Source organism: Achromobacter sp. Root170, assembly GCF_001428165.1.
In the GTDB taxonomy this organism is placed as follows: Bacteria; Pseudomonadota; Gammaproteobacteria; order Burkholderiales; family Burkholderiaceae_B; genus Achromobacter; species Achromobacter mucicolens.
In genome coordinates this window covers 534,637-555,819 of the sequence record NZ_LMHN01000016.1, presented here as the reverse complement: position 1 = coordinate 555,819, position 21,183 = coordinate 534,637, and the positions used below count along the sequence as shown (strand labels likewise).

Annotated in this window: 13 protein-coding genes; 3 read left to right on the top strand and 10 right to left on the bottom strand. The window is 67.4% G+C overall.

All coding sequences use genetic code 11. From position 1 onward, the window contains the following. Positions 1 to 2 precede the first annotated feature (2 nt). Positions 3 to 1,157, top strand: a complete 1,155-nt coding sequence (locus ASD87_RS20445; RefSeq protein ID WP_056325763.1) for an iron-containing alcohol dehydrogenase — start codon at positions 3 to 5, stop codon at positions 1,155 to 1,157. Positions 1,158 to 1,182: 25 nt separating this feature from the next. Here the strand turns inward: ASD87_RS20445 and ASD87_RS20440 are convergent, their stop codons facing one another. Next, positions 1,183 to 2,454: a PepSY domain-containing protein gene (locus ASD87_RS20440; RefSeq protein WP_056325759.1), complete on the bottom strand. Its 1,272-nt coding sequence runs from the start codon at positions 2,452 to 2,454 to the stop codon at positions 1,183 to 1,185. 184 nt (positions 2,455 to 2,638) lie between these two features. On the opposite strand from ASD87_RS20440, the gene ASD87_RS20435 reads away from it, so the two are divergent. After that, entirely contained in the window at positions 2,639 to 4,738 is a 2,100-nt protein-coding gene (locus tag ASD87_RS20435) for a TonB-dependent siderophore receptor (protein WP_056325757.1), read from the top strand. A gap of 10 nt (positions 4,739 to 4,748) precedes the next feature. Here ASD87_RS20435 and ASD87_RS20430 read toward each other — a convergent pair whose 3' ends face one another. Then, on the bottom strand, positions 4,749 to 5,108 hold the full coding sequence (locus ASD87_RS20430; RefSeq protein ID WP_056325755.1) for a Rap1a/Tai family immunity protein: 360 nt from the start codon (positions 5,106 to 5,108) through the stop codon (positions 4,749 to 4,751). Between the two features lie 186 nt (positions 5,109 to 5,294). Between ASD87_RS20430 and ASD87_RS20425 the strand changes: the two genes are divergently transcribed. Beyond that, on the top strand, positions 5,295 to 6,509 hold the full coding sequence (locus ASD87_RS20425) for a benzoate/H(+) symporter BenE family transporter (protein ID WP_056325753.1): 1,215 nt from the start codon (positions 5,295 to 5,297) through the stop codon (positions 6,507 to 6,509). Here the strand turns inward: ASD87_RS20425 and ASD87_RS20420 are convergent. Genes ASD87_RS20420 through tssF form a run of 8 tightly spaced genes read right to left on the bottom strand, consistent with a single transcriptional unit; the run spans position 6,498 to position 21,151 of the window. After that, on the bottom strand, positions 6,498 to 7,994 hold the full coding sequence (locus tag ASD87_RS20420; protein WP_056325751.1) for a PLP-dependent aminotransferase family protein: 1,497 nt from the start codon (positions 7,992 to 7,994) through the stop codon (positions 6,498 to 6,500). The two genes, ASD87_RS20425 and ASD87_RS20420, sit on opposite strands and share 12 nt — an antisense overlap. Before the next feature lie 28 nt (positions 7,995 to 8,022). Then, positions 8,023 to 8,631, bottom strand: coding sequence for a hypothetical protein (locus tag ASD87_RS20415; RefSeq protein ID WP_056325749.1), 609 nt, complete (start codon positions 8,629 to 8,631; stop codon positions 8,023 to 8,025). A gap of 54 nt (positions 8,632 to 8,685) precedes the next feature. Continuing rightward, a complete protein-coding gene (locus ASD87_RS20410) occupies positions 8,686 to 11,826 on the bottom strand; it encodes a T6SS effector BTH_I2691 family protein (RefSeq protein ID WP_056325746.1) in 3,141 nt (1,046 codons plus the stop codon). Then, positions 11,823 to 12,785: a DUF4123 domain-containing protein gene (locus tag ASD87_RS20405; protein ID WP_235512769.1), complete on the bottom strand. Its 963-nt coding sequence runs from the start codon at positions 12,783 to 12,785 to the stop codon at positions 11,823 to 11,825. The genes ASD87_RS20410 and ASD87_RS20405 overlap by 4 nt, the downstream gene beginning before the upstream one ends. After that, entirely contained in the window at positions 12,782 to 15,499 is a 2,718-nt protein-coding gene (locus ASD87_RS20400; protein ID WP_056325741.1) for a type VI secretion system Vgr family protein, read from the bottom strand. The genes ASD87_RS20405 and ASD87_RS20400 overlap by 4 nt, the downstream gene beginning before the upstream one ends. A gap of 25 nt (positions 15,500 to 15,524) precedes the next feature. Beyond that, positions 15,525 to 18,236, bottom strand: coding sequence for a type VI secretion system ATPase TssH (tssH, locus tag ASD87_RS20395; protein ID WP_056325738.1), 2,712 nt, complete (start codon positions 18,234 to 18,236; stop codon positions 15,525 to 15,527). Between the two features lie 21 nt (positions 18,237 to 18,257). Further along, complete coding sequence (gene tssG, locus ASD87_RS20390) at positions 18,258 to 19,349, bottom strand: type VI secretion system baseplate subunit TssG (protein WP_056326010.1); 1,092 nt, start codon at positions 19,347 to 19,349, stop codon at positions 18,258 to 18,260. Next, positions 19,313 to 21,151, bottom strand: a complete 1,839-nt coding sequence (gene tssF / locus ASD87_RS20385) for a type VI secretion system baseplate subunit TssF (RefSeq protein WP_056325735.1) — start codon at positions 21,149 to 21,151, stop codon at positions 19,313 to 19,315. Before tssF ends, tssG begins: the two co-directional genes overlap by 37 nt. Positions 21,152 to 21,183 lie beyond the last annotated feature (32 nt).

Sequence of the window (21,183 nt, the reverse complement as noted above, 5' to 3'; positions counted from 1 at the left end):
CCATGTCCGCCTTTTCATTTCAGACCGTCCCCCACATTCTTGTCGAACCGGGCCTGGCCCGCCGCCTCGGCGCCCTGCTGCGCGAGCGCCATGCCGGCGCGCGCGCGGTGCTTGTCACCGACAACTTCTTGAACCGCAGCGGCGCGCTGCAACCGGCGCTCGACAGCCTGGCGGCCAGCGGCTGGCAGACGTTGGTGATCGACGATGTTGTCGCCGACCCGCCCGAAGCCGTGGTGCAGGCGGCTGCCGAACGCGCCCGCGCATTCGACGCCGACGTGGTGATCGGCTTTGGCGGCGGTTCGTCCATGGACGTGGCCAAGCTGGTGGCGTTGTTGTGCAAGAGCGATCAGCCGCTGGCCGCCATGTACGGCGTCAACCAGGTGCAAGGCCAGCGCTTGCCGTTGATTCAGGTGCCGACAACGGCCGGCACAGGCTCGGAAGTCACGCCGATCTCGATCGTGACCACGGGCGCCACCACCAAAAGCGGCGTGGTCGCGCCGCAGCTCTATGCCGACGCGGCCTTTCTGGATGCCGAACTGACGGTCGGCCTGCCGCCCGCCGCCACGGCCGCCACCGGCGTGGACGCGATGGTGCACGCCATCGAGGCCTACACCAGCAAACGCCTGAAGAATCCGCTGTCCGATCATCTGGCCATCCTGGCGTTGAAGCTGCTGTCCGCCAACCTGATCACCGTTTGCCGCGACGGCGCCAATCTGCAGGCGCGTTCGGACATGCTGCTGGGCGCGATGCTGGCCGGCCAGGCATTCGCCAATGCGCCCGTGGGTGGCGTGCACGCGCTGGCCTACCCCATCGGCGGCATATTCCATGTGCCGCATGGCCTGTCGAACGCGCTGGTGCTTCCCGCCGTGCTGCACTTCAATGCGCAGGCCGCGGCACCTCTCTACGCCGAACTGGGGCGGGCTGTGGGCTTGCCGGCGGCCGCGGATGACGCCAGCGGCGCGGCCGCCTTCATCGCCTTCCTGGAAGACCTGATCCACCAGGCCGAGTTGCCGAAGGGGCTGCGCGCCGTAGGCATCTCGGAAGCCGACTTGCCCACGCTGGCAAGCGCCGCCATGGCGCAGCAGCGCCTGCTGATGAACAACCCGCTGCCCATCGATGAGGCGCAGGCGCTGGCCATCTACCGCGCCGCCTACTGAGCGGCCAGTCGCGCGGCCCTCGGCGTCATTTCAGCGCCTGGATGACCACGAGCGCAAGCCACATGCCGAGCAGGCCGCCGGCCAGCCAGCGCCACCGGCCCATGCGCCGCCACGCGGCCGCCCATGCAGACGGGTCGCGGAAATGCGGTGCGCCCGCTGGCGCTCCGCGGCGCTTGAGCGCGGTGCGCGCCGACTCGGCGATGCGGATGCCGTAGAGATACGCGCCGGTCAGGGATAGCGTGGTCAACAAAATTCCGAAAAAGCACCACAACGCCCGCACTGGCCAGCCGCCAAACGTGCCGAAATGGAGGGGGTCGGCCGCCTCGCCGATGCGCTGGTGAACAGTCATGTCCTGCCCGTCGTTGCGTCCCAGGATGGCGCCCGAGTCGATCTCCACGCCGATGACGTTGGCGCGCTCGCGCAACAGCCATCCGTTTGCCTGCCCTTCCAACAGCAGCGCCTTCCCATTGGGACTCGGCCGCACGCTGGAGATCTTCAGATCGGGCCAGGCCGCCTGCGCGGCAGAAATCGCCCTGTCCAAGTCCTGGGCGGCCAGCGGCGCGTGCGTGGCCGTGCCCTTGAGCTGCACGATCGTTGGCGGAAGGGGCGCCTTCGCCCCCAGTGACTCGGCCAGATACCAAAAGGCGGTCACGCCGATGAGCAGCATGAACCCAAGGCTCCAGACGCCCGCCAGGCGATGCACATCGCCCCACGTCAGCCGCGGTTTGCCCTTGCGTGGCCAGGCCAGGAACCCGCGCCACCAACGCTTGTAGATGTAGAGGCTACTGATCACCATCAACAAGAGCGGGATCGACAGTAGGGCGACCAATGGCACGCCATATTTCGGGGGCAGCATAAGGTTGCGATGCGTGTCCCGCAGCCATCGCTGCGCGCTCCACCACGACGACTGCCCCGTCACTTGCGCGGTATGCGGATTCACCCACACCCGCAGCAATTCACCATTGTCCCGACGCATCAGCGCTTCGGCGGCAAAGCGCTCGCCGTGCGGCGCGGCCAGGCTGCGCAGGCGCAAGCCGGGGTGCGCCCGCTCCGCGGCCGCCAGCATTTCTCCCCAACTGGCCTGGCGGTCCTGGGGTGCCACGCGCATGGCGGGTTCGATCAGCCAATCGATCTCGGTCGCCACCACCGCCAGCGTCCCCGTACAGAAAATGAAGCCGAGCAGGAGGCATAGATTCATGCCAATCCAGCTATGCAGATCGAACCAAAGCCGGCGGGCGGACGAACGCGTCTTGGCTTCGGCAAGCGTGCCAGCGGAAGATTCAAGCGAAGACGGCATGAGACATGAACGTGATGTAAAGCGACACAGGGACGAAATTTTCGGGCGCATTGCCGCGCCCAACGCGCATTGTAGTGCTTATAATTAATCGTTGTTATTCTCATTCGCAAAGCGCGTTGATCATCGATCTATCGTGCCGCCGCGCATGCATACCCACCGCTTCTCCTGCGCCCGCCGTCCTTCCATGCCCTTGAATTCCTATTCGGCACTGGCCGCCGCCATCGTGCTGGCCGCCCCCTTTGCCGCTGTCGCTCAGACTGACGATTCCCCCGTGCAACTGCCCGCCGTGCGCGTCACCGGCGACGATGACGCCGGCCAGGACGGACTCTTCAACCCGGTCGCGCCGCCCGCCGTCAACAAGTCGTCCGTTCCCCTGTCCAAGACCCCGCAGTCGATCACCGTCGTGCCGCGAGCGGTTCTGGACGCGCAGCAGGCGCAGACCCTGGCCGACGCGCTGCATAACGTGCCCGGTGTGGTCGCCAATCAGTTCGGCCGCCGCGGCTGGGACGATCTCATCATCCGCGGGCAGGTCGCCTCCGATTCCCTGTTCCTGGACGGGCTGCGCACGGCGGCAAGCAACCGTGTCGCCGAACAGCTGTTCGGTGTGGAACAAGTGGAAGTGCTGAAGGGGCCGGCCTCGCTGCTTTACGGTCAGGTCCTTCCCGGGGGCCTGGTCAACATGGTCAGCAAGCGCCCGCGCGCCGAAACCTTCGCCGAAGCGGCCACCACGCTGGGCAGCCACGAATTCCGGCAGGCCACCCTGGACATGGGCACCCCGCTGTCGGACAACGGCAAGGCGGCGTTTCGCGTCAATGCCCTGGCCATGAATTCGAATGACGAAACCGACCACGTGTGGTTCAAGAATCGGTTCATCGCCCCTTCGCTGTCGCTGGATCTGGGTCCGCGCACGGATTTCACCATCCTGACCAGCTACCAGGAACGCCGCTACATTCGCCAGCAGGGACTGCCGATCGTCGGGACGGTCCAGTCCAACCCCAATGGCGCCATCCCGCGTGACCGCTTCACCGGCGAGCCCGGCCAGGACCCCTATCGCGGCTACCAGAGCCGCGTGGGCTACGCGCTGACGCACCGCTTCGACAATGGCTGGACGGTCAACCAGAACGCGCGTTGGCAATCGTTCACGCTCAATGGCCAACTGGTCGCCAATGGCTTGCTGCGCGCCGACAATCGGACGCTGCGGCGCACCGCCACGGACCAGCACTGGGACGGCGACACGATCACGCTGGACACCAACGCGCAGCGCAGATTCGATACGGGATTCGGCGCCCACGACATCACGGTCGGCGTGGATTACCTGCGCACGCGCGAAAACAGCCTGTCGTACAACTGCTCGGTGCGGGACTTGGACGTCTACCAACCGGTTTACGGCAGCCCCATCAACTGCCCGGCCAATCCGCGCACCGACAGCAGCACCACCGTGCGCGCGATCGGCGTGTATGCCCGTGATCAGATCGCGCTGGGCGAGCGGTGGAACGCGGTGTTCGGCCTGCGCCATGACACCGCCAGCACCTATTCGACCGACCATCTCACGCAAGCCCGCGAGGACAGCAGCGATAACGCCATCACCGGGTCAGGTGCGCTGATGTACGAGATTGCGCCCGGCGTGCGCCCCTATATCAGCTACGCCACGTCGTTCTATCCCAACAGCGGCACCAACGTCGACGGCAACACCTTCAAGCCCGAAAGCGGCAGGCAATGGGAAGCCGGCGTGAAGATCGATCTTGACGACGGCGCCACCAGCATCACGGTGGCCGCGTTCGACCTGGAGCGGCGCAACGTCCTGCAGGCGGACCCGGTGAATGACGGCTACAGCATCGCAGTCGGCAAACAGCGCACGCGCGGCGCGGAACTGGGATGGGCGTCGGACCTGGGCAATGGCCTGAGCCTCATGGGCGGTTATGCCTATCTATCGGCCGTGGTCGTGGACGACGGCGGCCAAGTGCCCTCCACCAACAACACCCGGCTCAACAGCGTGCCGAGGCACAGCTTCAACGTGACGGCGCGCTATCGGATGCAGGGCAGCCTGGCCGGCTGGGAGCTGACGGGCGGCCTTCGCGCAGAAGGAAGCCGCTATACCTACGGCTACGACATTCCCGGATATCTGGTGGCGGATGCGGGCGTGGCGTATGACGCGGGGCGTTGGCGGGCGGCCCTGACCATGAACAACCTGTTCGACAAACAGTATTACGCCGGCGGCGTGCGCAACGCCGTCGCGCTGGGGGATGGACGCACCACGTTGGTCAGCCTGGCCTTGCGCTACTGAAGCGACGCCCCTACCGGCAAGGGAACGACCGCGCCAGCGCCTCGCCCACCAGCGGCCCGGCGTTCCCGTTCACCCGGCTGCCTGGCAGCGCAGTCAGATAGCTGTGCACCCGGTCTTTCAATTCATGCGGCAGGACGCCGGTTCGGGTGCACCAGACCGTACCTTGCGTCTGATCGGCAATTCCGCTCACATAGGCCTGCGCATAAGCCGAAGAAAACTGGCGTGCCAGCGAGGCATCGCGAATCTCCGAGGGCATTTTTCCTTCCATGGCGGCGATCAGATCGGCGCCGGAAAAATGCCAGGTACGGACATCCTGCGCCTGGACGGTCACGCAGGAAAACAGCATGAAGATCGATGCCACGCGTTTCATTGTTCGACGTTCCTCTTTGAACCGGACTTCAGAATCTGACCGGAGAATAGCGTAGTCGCCACCGAACGGCCCAAAGCGGTCTGCCCGTCCTGCCGCATGTGGCAGGTATCAACATACCGCGTTCCCCATAGACTCCCCGTTCAAGTCCGGCCTGAGGCCGGGCGCCTCTTGAATGCGGAGCCACTCATGACAGCACCTCGGGCGGGTCTCAGACCCGCCGACTTCCTATCCCCCACCGTCGCAGCCCTGATCTCGGTCCTGGTGAACTACGGCGGCACCTTCGTCCTGGTGTTCCAGGCGGCCGAGCTGGCCCGGTTGTCGCCGGCGCAAACCACCTCCTGGGTATGGGCGGTTTCCGTCGGGGTGGGCGTGACCGGCGCGCTGCTGAGCTGGCGCTACAAGGCGCCGATCATCACGGCATGGTCCACGCCTGGCGTCGCGTTCCTGGCAACCGTCATGCCTTTCACGCCTTATGGCGAAGTCATCGGCGCGTACATGCTTTCGGCGCTGGGCTTCATCGCGCTGGGGCTGTCGGGCGCTTTTGAAAAGCTTGTGCGCAGGATCCCGGGCGGCATTGCCGCCGGCCTGCTGGCGGGCATCCTGCTGCAGTTCGGCGTCAATGCCTTCGGCGGCGCCAGCGCCGACCCCCTGCTGGTGATCGTGCTGGTGATCTCCTACGCGCTGCTCAAGCGCTTTACCTCGCGCTTTGCCGTGGTCGGCATCCTGGCCATCGGCCTGGGACTACTCATCGTGCAAGGCCGCATCGACTTCTCGGCCGTCCATCTGCGCCTGGCGGCGCCCGTGTTCGAAATGCCCAGCTTCTCTTTGCAGGCCTTGCTGGGCGTCGCACTGCCCCTTTTCATCATCACGCTCACCGGCCAGTACATGCCCGGCATGCTGGTGCTGCGCAACGACGGCTACCGGACCAGCGCGAATCCGATCCTGACCGTGACCGGGCTGGGTTCGCTCGTCATGGCGCCCTTTGGCGCGCACGCGTTCAATGTCGCGGCCATCACCGCCGCCATCTGCACCGGCAAGGATGCCCATGAGGATCCCGCCAAGCGATACATCGCAGGTCTGGCCTGCGGCGTGTTCTACATCCTGGTGGGCACATTCGGCGTCACATTGGCGACGCTGTTCATGGTGCTGCCCAAGGCCTTCATCACCACGCTGGCCGGGCTTGCGCTGCTTGGCGCAATCGGCGGCAGCCTGGCCAACGCCATGGCCGACGCACGCACCCGGGAAACGGCGCTCATCACGTTCCTGGCCACCGCCGCGAACGTAACCCTGCTGGGCGTGGGCGGCGCATTCTGGGGGCTGGTGGCCGGCCTGACCGCGCACCTGCTGATGCATGGCGGCCGGGCCTTCGTTCTGCCCCGTGAAGGCCGGTCAGGCGCTTGACAACGCGTTCGACAGACGCAGCACGGCGTCCTCGATCTCGTAGGCCGTCAGCGACGCATAGCCCAACAGCCAGCCCGGCTGCTTGAACTCGCCGGCATACAGGCGGCTCAGCCCGGGCAGGCGCAGACCGGCGCGCTCTGCCAGACGGAGAGTCTTTTCCTCGGTCCAGCCTGGCTGAAGCAGGCATGGAATCTGCAAGCCGCCCGGCGGACGCACAGCCTGCACAACGCCGTCCAGCCGCTTTACCAGCGACGCCAGCAGCACCTCGCGGCGTCCCGCGTACAGCTTGCGCATCGCCCGCACGTGCGTGTGGTAATGACCGTCTTCCATGAAGCGGGCCAGCGTCAGCTGCAGTATCTGCGGCGTGTGTCCGTCCATGATGCTGCGCGCCCGTGAAAAGGCGTCGACCAGTTCCAGCGGCAGCGCCATGTATCCCATCCTGAGACCGGGATACAGCGTCTTGCTGAACGTGCCCAGGTACAAGGTGCGTTGATGCCGGTCCAGGCCCTGCACGCAAGCGGTCGGCAACCCGTCGTAATGGAACTCGCTGTCGTAGTCGTCCTCGATGATCCACTTGCCATGGCTTGCGGCCCAACCGATCAGCGCCAGCCTGCGTTCCAGCGACAACGTCACACCGGTCGGATACTGGTGCGACGGCGTCACGTACACGCAACTGGCGCCGCTGCGATCCGCGTGCAAGAGATCCGTGCGTATGCCCTGCGCATCGACGTCGATGGGTACGATCCGCGTCTCGGCGGCTTCGAACGCCTTGCGGGCGCCGAAGTAGCCGGGATTCTCCATCAGGATGGGCGTGTCCGCGTCCGCCAGCAGTTGCGCGCACAGAAAGAGCGCTTGCCGGGTGCTGCTCAGCACCAGCACCTGCTCGGGCAACACCTTGGCGCCGCGCTCCAGGTTCAGGTAGGCCGCGATTGCGCGGCGCAGCGGTTCGGCGCCCTGCGGGTGGCCATGCAGCAGCACGTGGGCGCGGCTGTCCTTCATGACCTGGCGCTGCAGGCGCTCCCAGACGCCGGTGGGAAACGTGCGTGTCTCGGGCAGTCCGGTGGCGAACGCCTTGATGACCTGCTGGTCGGAAACGCCGCCGCTCTCCAGGATCGCCCGCCCGCGCCGGCTCAGGCCCGTGCCGGGCTGCGCCGGGCCCGGCTGGCGCGCAAGCGTTGCCCGCTTGCGCGTCGCGCCCCGCAGCTCGATGCCCACCGTCTCGGACACATAGCTGCCCGAGCCCTCGCGGCGCACGATGTAGCCGTCGCGGTGCAGTTGCACATAGGCGTTTTCGACGGTGTCGCGCGACACGCCCAGCGACTTGGCCAGGCCGCGCGTCGCGGGCAGCTTGACCCCCGGGCCCAGCGCGCCGTCCAGGATCAGCGCGCGCAGCGCCCGCTGGATGCGCTGATTGAGGTCCAATCGCTGGAGCGCCGCCTCGCTCATCCGAATCTTGAGCGTGTCGAGCTGGAATGTCGTTGCCATGAGGTCGCGTAACGGTCTGCCGCCGCCCTCAGCCCCGCTTGCCGAACAGCAGGGCAAGGCCGAACACCGCGCCAAGGCCGCCCACCACCGCCAGCGAGATCGACGGTTCGCGCAGGTTCAGCGCCATGATGGCCGAGCCCGCGCCCAAGGCCGTGATCACGCCGCCCACCAGACGCCCGCCCGTCGATCCGTAGAAATGCGTGCGGCGCGCGGCCGCGGTGCCCGCCGGCTGCCGCGCCTGCCACGCCGCCAGCGCCGTTTCGAATTCGCGCAGCAGCCTTTCGCGGCTGGGCAAGTCCGCCGGGCTGACCAGCAGCGTGGGCAGGCCGGGACGGACCAGTTTCAGGTAGTCGTCCGTGCCCCAACTGCTCAGGTCGGCAAAGGCGATGGGCGACCGGCGTGAAAACTCCAGGCCATCCGGCGTCACCCTGACGGCGTTGCGCGTGGGAAAGCCCTTGAATGCCACCAGCGGCGGCACCAGCAGGCCCAGCACGGCCAGCGCCGCGCCCAACCCGATCGGCCCCCGGTTCAGCACCACCAGCATGAAGCTGCCTGCTGCCAGCACGAACGCCAGCGGCACCGACAACTGATGCCATCGCGTGTACACCGCCGCCTGGATCCCTTCACTGCTTTTCATGCTTGCCGTCCATGCTGGTCTGTCGTTTGCGAAATCATCCGGCAGGTTGCCGGGTCAATTGCTTGCTTTTATCAGATTGGAGCCGTTGCCGCCCATCGGCACCGAGCGGATGTCGGGCATGCGGTCCGGATCGGGCCAGTACTCGACCTTGATGATCGCTTCCTGGAAGATGTCGTCATCGACCAGCACCTCGGTGCGCAGCACCGCGCAGCCATTGCTGACGTGGAACTTCACGACCTCTTCCCACGGTTTGCTCGTGAACTCGATGGCTTGGCTCCGGTCCTTGCGTATCCAGCGCCACGCATCGGCCCACCCCGGGCGCGAGGCCATGTTGTCCACGTACTTGTCCATGCGGTCGGCCCAAGTCTCCGGCTTGGGCCGGCCTTGCACGAGCTGCGCATTGGAGGGACCGCGCGGCTGCAATTCGGGGTCATTCGAACGCATCGACCCCTTGCTGGACACCACGGCGCTCACGCCCTCGCCCACCAGCTTCAGGCTGTAGGCGTAGTCGCTGTGCTCGGTATAGCCGGGCATCACCACTTCCAGCACCAGCCGGTCGCGGCCAAAAATTTCGCCTTGCCACAGGCCCTTCCAGTCCAGCGTCACGCGCACGCCGAACACCGCGCGGTTGAACTCGTAAAGTTCCTCTTCGCGGTTCTCGTACAGCGGGCGGTCCTCCACGTTTTCAAACGCCGCCGAGCGCATGCAGCATCGGGTGAACCAGATCTCCAGTTCGCTGTCCTTGGCGCTATCGCCCCAGAACTTGAAGTACAGGCCAGCCGCAAGCAGGCACAGGCCCAGCACGATCCAGCCCCAGACCGGAATCCCCAGCAGCACCGTGCCGCCGCTGGTCAATCCGACCATCGCGCTGCCAAACCCGCCGGCCCCCGCCACCACGCCGGCCGCGCTGAAGGCGCCGCCCAGGCTGACCAGCGCCGTCGCCACGCCGGTCAGGCCGGACAGCAACAGGAACATCGAGGACGTCGCATACGCGCCGCCGGCCTCGTAGTTCTTGACGTCGTACTGGTCCACCGCGCTGAGCGCGTTGTTGGCGCCATCCACAAACGTGGCCGCCGCCGCGAACACGGCGCCCGCCGTGCGCACGGTGGCCAGACGCATGTTCAGGGTCAGGTTCATCGAATACGCGGTATTCGTGCCCACACGCGCGCCGATCGCACCCGCCGTGGCTTCGATCGCCACGCTGCCCACGCCCAGCACGCCCGACGTGATGCCGAACCAGGCCTTGCGCGCCGCCTTCGCATCGCCGATGGCGTCGGCCTTGTTCAGGTCCGACACAGACGTGTACAGGGCCACCAGCGTCAACACGCCCGTCGCGCTTGCGTTCTGGCCGTCCCGCGTCTTGGCCCACTTGACCAGCCCGGCCAGGGGCGACATCGTGGGCGCCGGCAAGGCCAGCACCCTGGGCGGCGACGGCAGGGACAACTGCGGCGAGGCCGCAGGGCGAGAAGGCGGCGGCGCGTTGGCGGCCGCGTTCAGCTGCGCGTCGACCTCCTCGGGAATGATGTAGTTGATGGTCAGCGGGGTGGACCGTTCGGCCTGCGTGCCAATCCAGCCGGACTGCATGTGTTTGTTCGCGTAGATCCCGCCTCCGCCACCGACCGTGACCGACGTCAGATTCGGCTCCCAGACGATCTGGTGCATGTCCGCGATCATTCGCGGCAGCGTCGTCGTATGCGTGCGCACCGCCACCACGATGTTCATGCGCGCCGACACGGACAACGTGACGCGCGCCGCCACCCGTTCTGCGATGGGGTCGCCCGACAGGGTCAGGCGCAGAAGCTGCGTGGCCATGAAGCGGCCAATCGCCGAGCCCGCCGCCCGCATGGGCGGCAGCTTGCCGTCGGCCGCCCGCAACTTGATCCAATCGTTGTAGCTCTTGACCATCTTGCGCAGGTTGGACACCTGCTTGGAGATCACCTTGCCTTTGCCTTCCCGGTTCAGGAAGGCCAGCAAGTCGCCATCGTTGCCCGCCAGCGACCGCCATATCGCCTCGTACGTGCCGTCGACCATGTCCTCGTCTTTCAGCGAGTCGTCGATGGCCTTGTGCTCGCTAGCCACCGCGCCCGCGCCATCGACGCACATCGCCATGTCGTCTTCCAGGCGCTCGCCGGCGGCGGCGTCCTTGGGCGAATACGCCTTGCACGCCAACCAGAACGTATCTCGGCCATACCACCAGGCCCAGTCCTTGCCCGCGCCCTCGATCTTGTCGCGCATGCGGGCAATGGCCGCCTTGTTTTCGCTGAGCGTCCTGGTGACCTTGCCGGTGTCGATGCGCTCGCGCAAGCGCTGGCGTTCGTCGCTGGACGAGTCCATCTGCTTTTCCAGCCCGTCGATGATCTGCGCCACCGCCACTTCGCGCAGCCGCGTCGGCTCCAGATGATGCTCGGCCAGCTCGCCCATGCACTTGTTGCGCCACGTGGAAATGTCGGCCAGCACGCCCACCGGATCGCGCAGCGCCAGCGCCACGCCGCCCTTGGGCGTCATCTGCCGCATCTTGCCGGCCATCGCCGCGGCCTGCCCGCCAAACAGCGTGACGCCGGGGGTCAGCGTGTTGGAAAACAAGGTCGCCGCGCCGGCGGCGTCACGGAACTCGATCGAATGCTTGGCCAGATTGGCGCCGTCTTCCGCCACGCGAAAGCCCGTTTCGGGCTTGGGGTAGCCCCCCGCCCAGACGGCCTTGGCGTCCAGCTCCACCATGACCTTCTTGCGCCAGCGATCGTTGCGCGCCAGCTCGCGGCGGATATCCTGCGTCCACCACACGCGCGAATAGCCGACCCACACGCTGCGCGACGCGTTTGCGGGCGCCTCGACGTTGATCAGCGCGGATTCCAGGCCGTGGCCTTCGCGCGTGCACGTGAACGTCGGTTGCTCGGATGGACGGTTGTCGTCGTCAACCGGCACTTCCTTCATCTGCCCCGTTGCCGTGGCCGCGAACGCGCGCCAGCCGTAGCTGCGGCGCGGATCCCAAAGGTACACGTAGCCAGCCGTGATGGCGCGCAGCATGTAGGCGCCCTGGCGCATGGTCTCGTAGTACAGCTCGGGATCCGTGTACACGCCGTCGGGCAAATCGTTCTTGCCGCCCGGCACGTACGCAATTCGCATCGGCAGGATGGGCAGCCCCGGCCGGCCGCAGAACTTGCCCTTGCAGGGCAACGCGTCGTAGTCAGTCGTCATGCTTGCAGATCCTCCCGCGCCTGCGCCTCGTGCGCAAACCGCTGCCAATCCTCGTCGTCCATGTCCTGCGCGGCGCCGCGCAGGCGGCCGCCTTCTTCTTGCACCTCGCGCAGCAAGGCCGCAAACGACGGCGCACGTTCCAGCGGCGCGTCCAGGCGCACCCGCCAGGCGGCGAACAGCGCCGCGTCTTCATCGTCGTCAATCCCGCACTCCGCGGCCGCGTCCAGCGCGCGGCGGACCGCGTCCAGCACGGACGGCCCCACGCACAGGCCTTTCGCGTTCAAGCGCTGCAGCACCGCGTTGATACGCCCCAGCCGCGCAAGGCGCGGCCAGTCAGGCGTCACGGTCTGCATCGGACCCGGCACATCCGGCAGCACCTGCCAGCGTGCAAAGCCGTCCACCGTCATCCACGTGACGCCCGGTATCCACGAGGCGGGCGCCGTGCCCGCGTACAGCTCGCTCTGGTACTGCGTGGTGCGCGGATCCCAGAATCGCAGGATGCGCACGCGCGCCTGCGCGTCGCGCAAACGCGCGCGCAGCGCGAGCCGCTGCGCCACTTCGGCCAGCGGCAGGTCCGTGGCCAGCCACGCCGCCATCGACCGGGGCCGCTTGGCGGCGGGCGCGGGACGCAAGGCTTCGTCCACCGCCACGCGGATGCTGGCGTTGATCAGCCGCTCATGGCGGATCTCGTCCGGCACCTCTGCCAGATACAGCGGCGGCGCGGCCGCGCCCTGCGAGATCAGCTCGACCTCGCGCCGCGCCAATCCCGCAGCCGCGATGTCGCCGGCCAGCGGATCGGCCAAGGTGGAATCGCACAAGAGCAGCACACGCCGGTTGGCGCGGCCGTCCAGCACGGCCCGCAAGCCCGCGATGGCGCGTTCGACACAGTCCTCGGCGCGAGGCGGTTCCCAACGTGCTTGAGACGCTTGCGCCAGGCGGGGCGTTGACGGTGCCATCATGCCGCCAATGCGCCGCTGCCGGCCGCGTCTTCGAGCGCCGCGGCGCAGCCTTCCATATCGCCCTGCGGCGGCTGCGCCGGGCCGGTCCCGCTTTGCGGTCCCACCCAGTTGTGCACACCCGCCTTCAATTCCACCTTGCCGGGCGCATGCAATTGAATCCCGCCGCCCTCGATCCGCATGTACGCGCCGGCCGCCGTGGCCAGCACCTTTTTCGATGCGTTCACGTCCACGGCGCCTTGGGCCGAGGCCAGCGTCACCGACTTCTCGGCGGCCAGGCGCATGCGCGCCTTCTGGCTTTGCATCCGCAACTGCCCGCCTGCCGCGTGCAACCGGATCCCTTTCTCCGGCACGGCCCGGCCGTCGCCGCCCAAGCCTTTGGTGAACAAGACCACGCCCTGCGCCACGCACAGAGACAGGTGCGCGCCCGCGGCCCAGTTCACGTCCGGCGCCACCTGGCACAAGGTCGCGCCCGCCACGGCAAACGCATTCTTCGGCGTGTATTGGCCAATGCCCTTCGGGGCGCTGACCTGGATGTGCGGCAGGCTGTACGCCGGCACCTGCACGCCTTCCTCGGCGCGGGTGCCTTCGATGATCTTGCGCACGGCGTCCAGTTCATCCAGCGGACGCGCCTTGTCGCCGTCGCCGTCCAGCTTCGCTTCCTGGCGCGCCGCCGTGGCCGACAGCTCTTTGGCCTGCTCGATGGCCTTTTCCATCTGCTGGATGGCCGGCTCGCTATCCAGCAGGCCGCCCGTCGCGCCCTCGCGCTTGTCCGCGCTGATCAGCAGGCCCTCGCCCGCGCGCAACGCCACGGCCTCGCTGGTCGCCAGTTCCGCGCCATGTCCCAGGTCCGACAGACGCTCGTTGTCGCGCTGCTGCTTCAGGTGGCCCAGGTTCAGCCGCGCCTCGGCCTGCGTGGTCGATGCCGTCAGGCGCGACTGTCCCGGCGTGTCGTCCTGCACCAACTGGTTGTAGCCGCCCATGCCCTGCCCGCTATCGGCCAGCGCCTGTGTCTTGAAGCCCGACATCACCACGTTGTGCGCGTGTCCGCCCTCGCTGCCCGCGAACCAGGCCGGCGCGTTGCCGGTGGCCTTGGCGGCGCCGGCCTGCACCTGGTTGTTGGCGGCGTTCTCGCTGCCCGCGCCGTTATACAGCGCGCCCACCACCACCGGCCGGTCGATGTCGCCGTGCATGAACTGCACCAGCACCTCCTGTCCCAGGCGGGGCACGAAGTGACCGCCCCAGTCCGACCCCGCCACCGGTTCGGCCACGCGCACCCACGTGCCCAGCGCGTCGCTGGCCGGTGCGTTGTCTTCGCCCGCGGGGTGATCCTGGCGATTGCTGGACGCGCTGCCGCGCTGCCAATGGAATTGGATCTTGATGCGATGGTCGCGGTCCGTATGGACCGGATCATTCGCCCCGACCACCAGCGCCGTCTGCGCGCCGTGCACGGTGGGACGGGGATGCAGGCGTGCGCCGTGGCCATCCACCGTGCTGGGGCGGTACTCCAGCGTCGCGGCAATCGCCTCGAAGCGGTTGCGATAGAAATCCGCCGCGGCGTCAACGGCGTTGCCCGGGCCCTGGTTTTCCCCGGCCGCGCCCAGGGCGTCGGCCACCGCGCGGCCCAGGCTTTCATCGAAATTGTTGCGGGCCTCGTGCGCGATGCGCAGCACCACAAATTCGGCGCCCGCCCCCTGCGACGGCCCGAAATGCCCCGTCAGCGTAAAGCGCTGCCCCGGCGCCAGCGTGCGCACGGTGCCCTCGCCTTCATGCAACGACTGGCGCACCCGCTGCGCGGCCAACGCGTTGTGCGCAAGCCGCTCGCCCTGGGCGCCGTCTTCGAACAGATACTGGCCGGGGTAGTCCGAATCCGCCAGCTCCACGGCGTTGGCCAGCTTGTCCTCGACCTGCGCGCTGACCCGCCGCGCCTGCATGGCGCGGTAATCCCACGTGGCCAGCCGCACAGCGTTGGTGCGCCACGCGCGGCGCTGGCGCCACGCCTGGATGGTGTCTTCGGTTTCGGTCGCGTCCGCGCGCTGGAACTTGACGCTGTCCTGGGGCCCGGCCTTGAACGCGCCGTTGTGGTCGGCAATGACCACGGTATGGCCGCCCGGCGCGCCGTCACCGGCTTCGTGCTCGACCCAATAGAAGAGCCCCTCTTCGGCCAGCAGCCGCTCGACAAAGGCGAAGTCGGTCTCGCGGTACTGAATCGTCAGGCTGCGCTTGGCGTAAGCGTCCCGGTCCTTCACTTCCCAGCGCCACTGCGCCGCCACCGCGCCCTGCCCGTTGTAGTCGCCGAACACGCTGTCCACGATGTCGATCACCGACAAGTCCTGGAAGGCGAAGCTGTCGCGGCGCTGGCGCAGCAGCGCCAGCCACGGCTCGATGCGCAGCCGGTAGCGCGCGAAGCCGCCATTGGCCCCTTCAAAGCGCGCCTCCGCCACCAGGCCGCACCACACGCGGTGCGCGTCGCGGCCCAAGGCCGTTTGCAGCTTTACCTGCGCCGGCTGGCCGATCAGCGACTTCAACGGCACATGCGCATCGTCCGACAGCGCATCGACCATCAGCGCAAAGCCGCCATCGCTCAGTTGCTCGGTGCCTTGAAGACGCTCGGCCAGCAGCTTGTCCGGCCCCAGCGGCGTGCACAGGTCGAGCAGGCGGTCGGCCTGCGTGAAGCCCGCGCCCAATGGGCTGGCGGCGGCAAGTGTCTGAGCCATGTTGGCGTAACCTCTCTGTCTTGAATCAGCTCATGCGGAAGCGGAATTCGCCGTTCTTGCCCGCACTGACACGGATCTTGGCGATCGCCTCACCTTGCGCCATGCGGCTGAGGACCTGTCCGGCAATCTCGGGCAGCAGCGTTCCGTTGAGGATGTGATCGACATTGCGCGCCCCCGTGTCCACTTCGGTGCAGCGGGCCAGCACCGCCTCGACCAGCGCCTCATCCCATTCGAATACCGCGCGGTGCGTGGCCGCCACGCGGCGTGCGATGCGGCCCAGCTTCAGTTCGATGATGTGCGCCAGCGCGTCATCGTCCACGGGGAAATAAGGAATGGTCTTCATGCGGCCCAGGAAGGCCGGCTTGAAGGCCTTGTACAGCTGCGGCATCAACAGCTCGGACAAGGCATCCGGCGTCGGGCGCTCCGCGGCCGGCTTGTTCAGGCACGCCTGCATGATGGCGCTGGAGCCAACGTTCGACGTCAGGATGATCAGCGTGTTGCGGAAGTCGATCTCGCGCCCCTCCGCGTCGTCCATCACACCCTTGTCAAAGACCTGGAAGAACAGCTCCAGCACATCGGGGTGGGCCTTTTCGATTTCATCCAGCAGGACCACGCTATAGGGCTGGCGGCGCACCGCCTCGGTCAGCACGCCGCCTTCGCCGTAGCCCACATAGCCCGGCGGCGAGCCCTTCAGGCCGGAAATGCTGTGGGCCTCCTGGTACTCGCTCATATTGATCGTGACGAGCTTGCGTTCGCCGCCATAAAGAATGTCTGCCAGCGCCAGCGCGGTCTCGGTCTTGCCCACGCCCGACGGGCCCACGAACAGGAACACGCCTTTGGGCTTGTCCGGGTCTTCCAGCCCCGCGCGCGCCGTGCGAACGCGCTGCGCGATGGCCTCCAGCGCGTGGTCCTGCCCGATCACCCGTTCAGCCAGCAGCGGCTGCAATTGCAGCACCGTGCGGATCTCGTCGTTGACCATGCGGCCCAGCGGAATCCCTGTCCATGCCGAGATGATCTCGGCCACGATTTGCGCGTCCACGCAGGCCGGCACCAGGGGCTGTTCGCCTTGCAACGCCCGCAGCTCGTCCATCAAGCCCGCCAGACGCTGCTGCGCGGGGGTCAGCGGCACCGCTTGCGCGGCCTTGCGGCGCGACGAGGACGGCGGCGGCGCCTTCTCCGCGGACGCCTCGGCGGCCGCTTCCTGCGGCGCGGTCTCCAGCTCCGCGCGCAAGGCGTGTATCCGCGCCACCAGGTCCATTTCCGCCGCATGGCGCGACTCGGCATCGGCCAAGGTTTGCGTCACCGCCGCGATCTCGTCGCGCAATTCGTCCAGGCGCGCGTGCGGCGCGCCCGTGGCGGCTTCGCGCTGCAACGCCGCCTGTTCGGCGCCAAGACGCGTCAGGCGATGCCGCGCATCATCGATCAAGGCCGGCGTGGCGCTGCGGCCCAATGCCACGCGCGCGCATGCCGTATCCAGCACACTGACCGCCTTGTCGGGCAGCTGGCGGCCGGTGATGTAGCGATGCGACAGCCTGGCCGCCGCGCTGATCGCTTCGTCCAGGATGCGCACACCGAAATGGCGCTCCATCAGCGGCGCCATGCCGCGCAACATCGATGCGGCCAGCGTCTCGTCCGGTTCCTCCACCTTGATCACCTGGAAGCGGCGCGCCAGCGCGGGGTCCTTCTCGAAAAACTTTTTGTATTCGCTCCAGGTGGTAGCGGCGATGGTGCGCAGTTCGCCGCGCGCCAGGGCCGGCTTGAGCAGGTTGGCCGCGTCGTTCTGCCCCGCCTGCCCGCCCGCGCCGATCATGGTGTGGGCTTCGTCGATGAACAGGATGATGGGCGACGGGCTCTTCTTGACCTCGTCGATGACGTTCTTCAAGCGGTTCTCGAACTCGCCCTTGACGCTGGCGCCCGCCTGCAGCAGACCCATGTCCAGCGTGCGCAGCGTCACCTCGGCCAGCGCGGGCGGCACGTCGCCCGACACAATCCGCAGCGCCAATCCCTCGACCACCGCCGTCTTGCCCACGCCCGCCTCGCCGGTCAGGATGGGGTTGTTCTGCCGCCGCCGCGTCAGGATGTCGATCATCTGGCGGATTTCGGCGTCCCGTCCGATCACCGGGTCGATCTTGCCCTCGCGGGCGCGTTCGGTCAGGTTCGTGGTGTATTGGTCCAGGGCCGGGGTGGCCGACAGCGCCGGCGCCGGCTGGCCAGCTTCGCCCTGCGGCCCCGCGCCATCGGCAAAACCCACGGCTTGCCCGGCCTCTTCCGAACCGGCCGTCAAGGCGGCAAAGTCATGCTTTAACGCATCCAGCCGGAACGATTCGAACAGCGTCGATCCGCGCCGCGCCAGTTGCGCCAGATCGGGCTCGGTCAGCAGGGCCAGCAACAGGTGGCCGGACCGGATGCGCGTCGTCTGGGTATCAAGCGACGCAATCAGCCACGCGTGTTCAAACAGCTTGGGCAGATGCGGCGAAAACACCGGCGTGCGCGTATTGCCGTTCTTGAAGCGGCCGATCTCCGCATTCAGGTCCGCCTCCAACGCGTCGGTCTTGATGTGGCAACGCTGCGCGATGACGCTCACGTCGCTGGCCGGCTTTTCCAGCAAGGCCAGAAACAGATGCTCCAGATCCACTTCGTAGTGGCCTTGCGCCATGCACAGGCTGGCGGCGCGTTCGGCGGCCTGGCGGCAGGTCTGGTTGAGCTTTCCGATCAAGGTCTTCAGCGGTGTGGCCATAAGTGTCTGAGGGTGATGGGGTCAATGAATGGTGTGCAGTTCGTAACTGGCGTCGTCGCGGTCTTGCCGGGCGGCCTCGGTGCACAGGAACGAATTCCAGCCCAGGCGCACCTCGGCGCCTGCGCCCAACTGGCTGGGGGTGACGCTCTCACGCGCCAGCACCAGCCGCACCTCGTATTCGAACGTCATCCCGCCGAACATCGTCAGCAGTTTCTCCAGCGCCTGCGCGCGCTCGCCGCCCGGCAGGAAGTCGGTGAACGCCTGGCCCGACAAGGGGCCGATCCAGAGCCGGATGCGCAGGTCGCGCTGCCAGATGCGGTCGCCAGCAAGCGCCGACACGCCCAGCACGGCGCCAGGATGCCCAAGCTGCGTGCGGTTCTGCGGCGGCACGTCATACCAGCGGCCGACAAACTGTTCCACGCGCAGCGGCACGCCAAAGTAATCCTGCAGCACGCGCTGCAGGTACGGCGCCGACACCGGACGCTGACGCGCCGCCGCCGCGTAGTGCGCGATCGATTCGTCATGGACGCGGCCCGCGCCGTTGTGCAGGCGGTCCCGCAGCGCCGGATGGCCGATGCCGCCCAAGGCCAGCAAGAGCGGCAGGTAATGATGGTCCGGTTCGGTTTCGTGCCGCAGCGGCATGCGGTACTTCTTCCACGCCGCGTAGAACAGCGCCGCCGCCCGGTTCGAAAAGATGTCGAAGAACGCGCGGGCGCCCCGGTCGCGCCGCAGGCTTTCGCGGTTGGCCAGCATTTCCGAGTAATGCAGCGGCAATGCGCCCTGCCCGCCCAAGAGGCCAAAGAACGCGGGCGTCACGTCCACGCGGCCCAGCCGGCCTTCGGCCACGGCGGCCTGCCGCGCGGCCTCGTCCGCCAGCACTTCGCCGTTCTTGTCGTACGCCACCGCATCCACGATCTCGCTGGGCGGAAAGCCCAGGCCCGGCGCGTTGGGAAAGCGCAGGTGCACCGGCACCGGATGACGCGTCGCCCCGCGCTCCTGCCGCGCAAAGCATTGCTCCAGCAGGCGCACCGCCTGGAAAAACTTGAAGCGCTGCGGCTCGGCCAGCAGCGCGTCCATCACGCTAGGATGGCGTCGCCGTTGCAAGGGGGGCATCGTAGAAGTTCCTCCGCGCCGCGGCGCGACAACACAACCAACTGCACGAAACTGTTCGCGTGCACATACAGGCCGAAGAAGCGATTGATGACCGCCACGAACGTGTGCAGGCTGGTGCCCACAAAGTGGTCTTCATTGACGGTCAGCCGGATTTCGATGCCGCGCACGAAGGTGGCGAACGGTTCGCCCGGCATCCAGTGCGTGGCGGGCTTGTAGTCCAGACCGACCAGCCCTTCGATCTGGCGCGCGGCCACCGCGGAGCCGGACAGGTCGTACAGGCGCAGCGTTTCCTTGAGCGCCGGCAACCCGCTCTGCACCAGGGACAGATGGTTCAACGCCAGATGCGAGATCAGGCGCCAATGCGCCGCGCGGCCCTGCTGGAACCGGTGCGAATGCGTCGGGCGGCGCAGCATGCGGATCGTGCGCGCCACCGAGCCGCCTTCCAGAAACAGATCGCCGCCCGCCTGCCCGACCGCAATCTGCGAGGGCAAGTCCCGATTGGTGCAGGTCAGGTCCAGGCTCAGCGTTTCGGTCTGCGGCACCGACGGGTCGAAGTCGATATCGACGATCGAGATCTCCGTCTCGTAGCCCGGACTGCGCTGCGCCATCGACGCATCGCGCCGCATCGTCCAGTAGTGGCCCGCCTTGTCGGGCGACTCGCCATGGTGCAGCGAATAGAACGGCCTGAACTCCACGACCGCATCGCCCTGCGCGTTCTGACGCACCTGGCGCACGCGGTCGATCGAATAGACCTCGTAGCCATAGGCCCGCCGCGCGTCCGCCACCACCGGGTACGATGCCGACGCATGCGTGACGCGGATGGGATCGGCACGCTGCGAAAACAGGTTGGACACCGGCGTGCAGCCGAGCCGCAGATTGTCGGCGGACGTCGATTCCAGTAGCCGCGCGGTATTGGAATCCGCGCGCAGGCCGCTGACCGGCAGGTGCAGCGTGAACTGGCGCACCGTGCCCAGATAGGGGCGCAGCGCGGCCAGGTCGATGTCCACGAAGTTGAATTTTTCCGAGAACACGAAGTACTCGGCCAGCAGGCGATACGCCGGGTGCGAGCTGGCCGGAAAGTCGATCAGCGCGTCTTCTTCCGCCAGCCCCACCTGCCCGACCGGAATGGCGGGCAGACGATCCCAGCGTCCCGGTTGCAGCTCGACGTAGGCCGCGGCGGCGCGCAGGAACAGCGCGTCGCGCAATGCCGCCACGAATGACGGTTCACCGTGCAGGTACACCCGAAGCCGGTCCACGCCCAGGGCCCCGAAATGCTGGTTCTCGCCCTGGCAGCCCAGGGTGACGGAAAAGCGTCCGGTCACGCCGGCCGGCAGCTTGGCCGTGGCGGGCGCATTGGCGCTGGACTCAAAGCCCGCGCGCAGCACTTCAACGGGCGCCAGCGTGACCTCATAAGTGGTGCGAAAGCGGCACGACACGCCCCGGACCGGGTGCGACTTCAGTTCCGTGCCGCGCGCAATCCGGACCGGCGCGGTCAGTTGCGCGCCCGCGCCGCCAAGGTCGAACTGCGCGATGCTGCAAGAGGGAAAAGGCCGCAGGTAATGCGGGTACATCACCTCGAACAACGCTTCGGTGAATTCCGGGTAGTCATCGTCCAGCTTCTTGTTGATGCGGGCGCTCAACAAGGCGAACGACTCGATCATGCGTTCAACGTGCGGATCTTCGCAGGTCTCGCCCGACAGGCCCAGCCGCGCGGCGATCTTCGGGTATCGTTCGGCGAAGTCGCGCGACGACGTGCGCAGAAAGCCCAGTTCGCGCTCGTAATAAGGCAGCAATTCTTCCATTGTTGTCTTTCCTTCCAGCGCGCCAATGCACC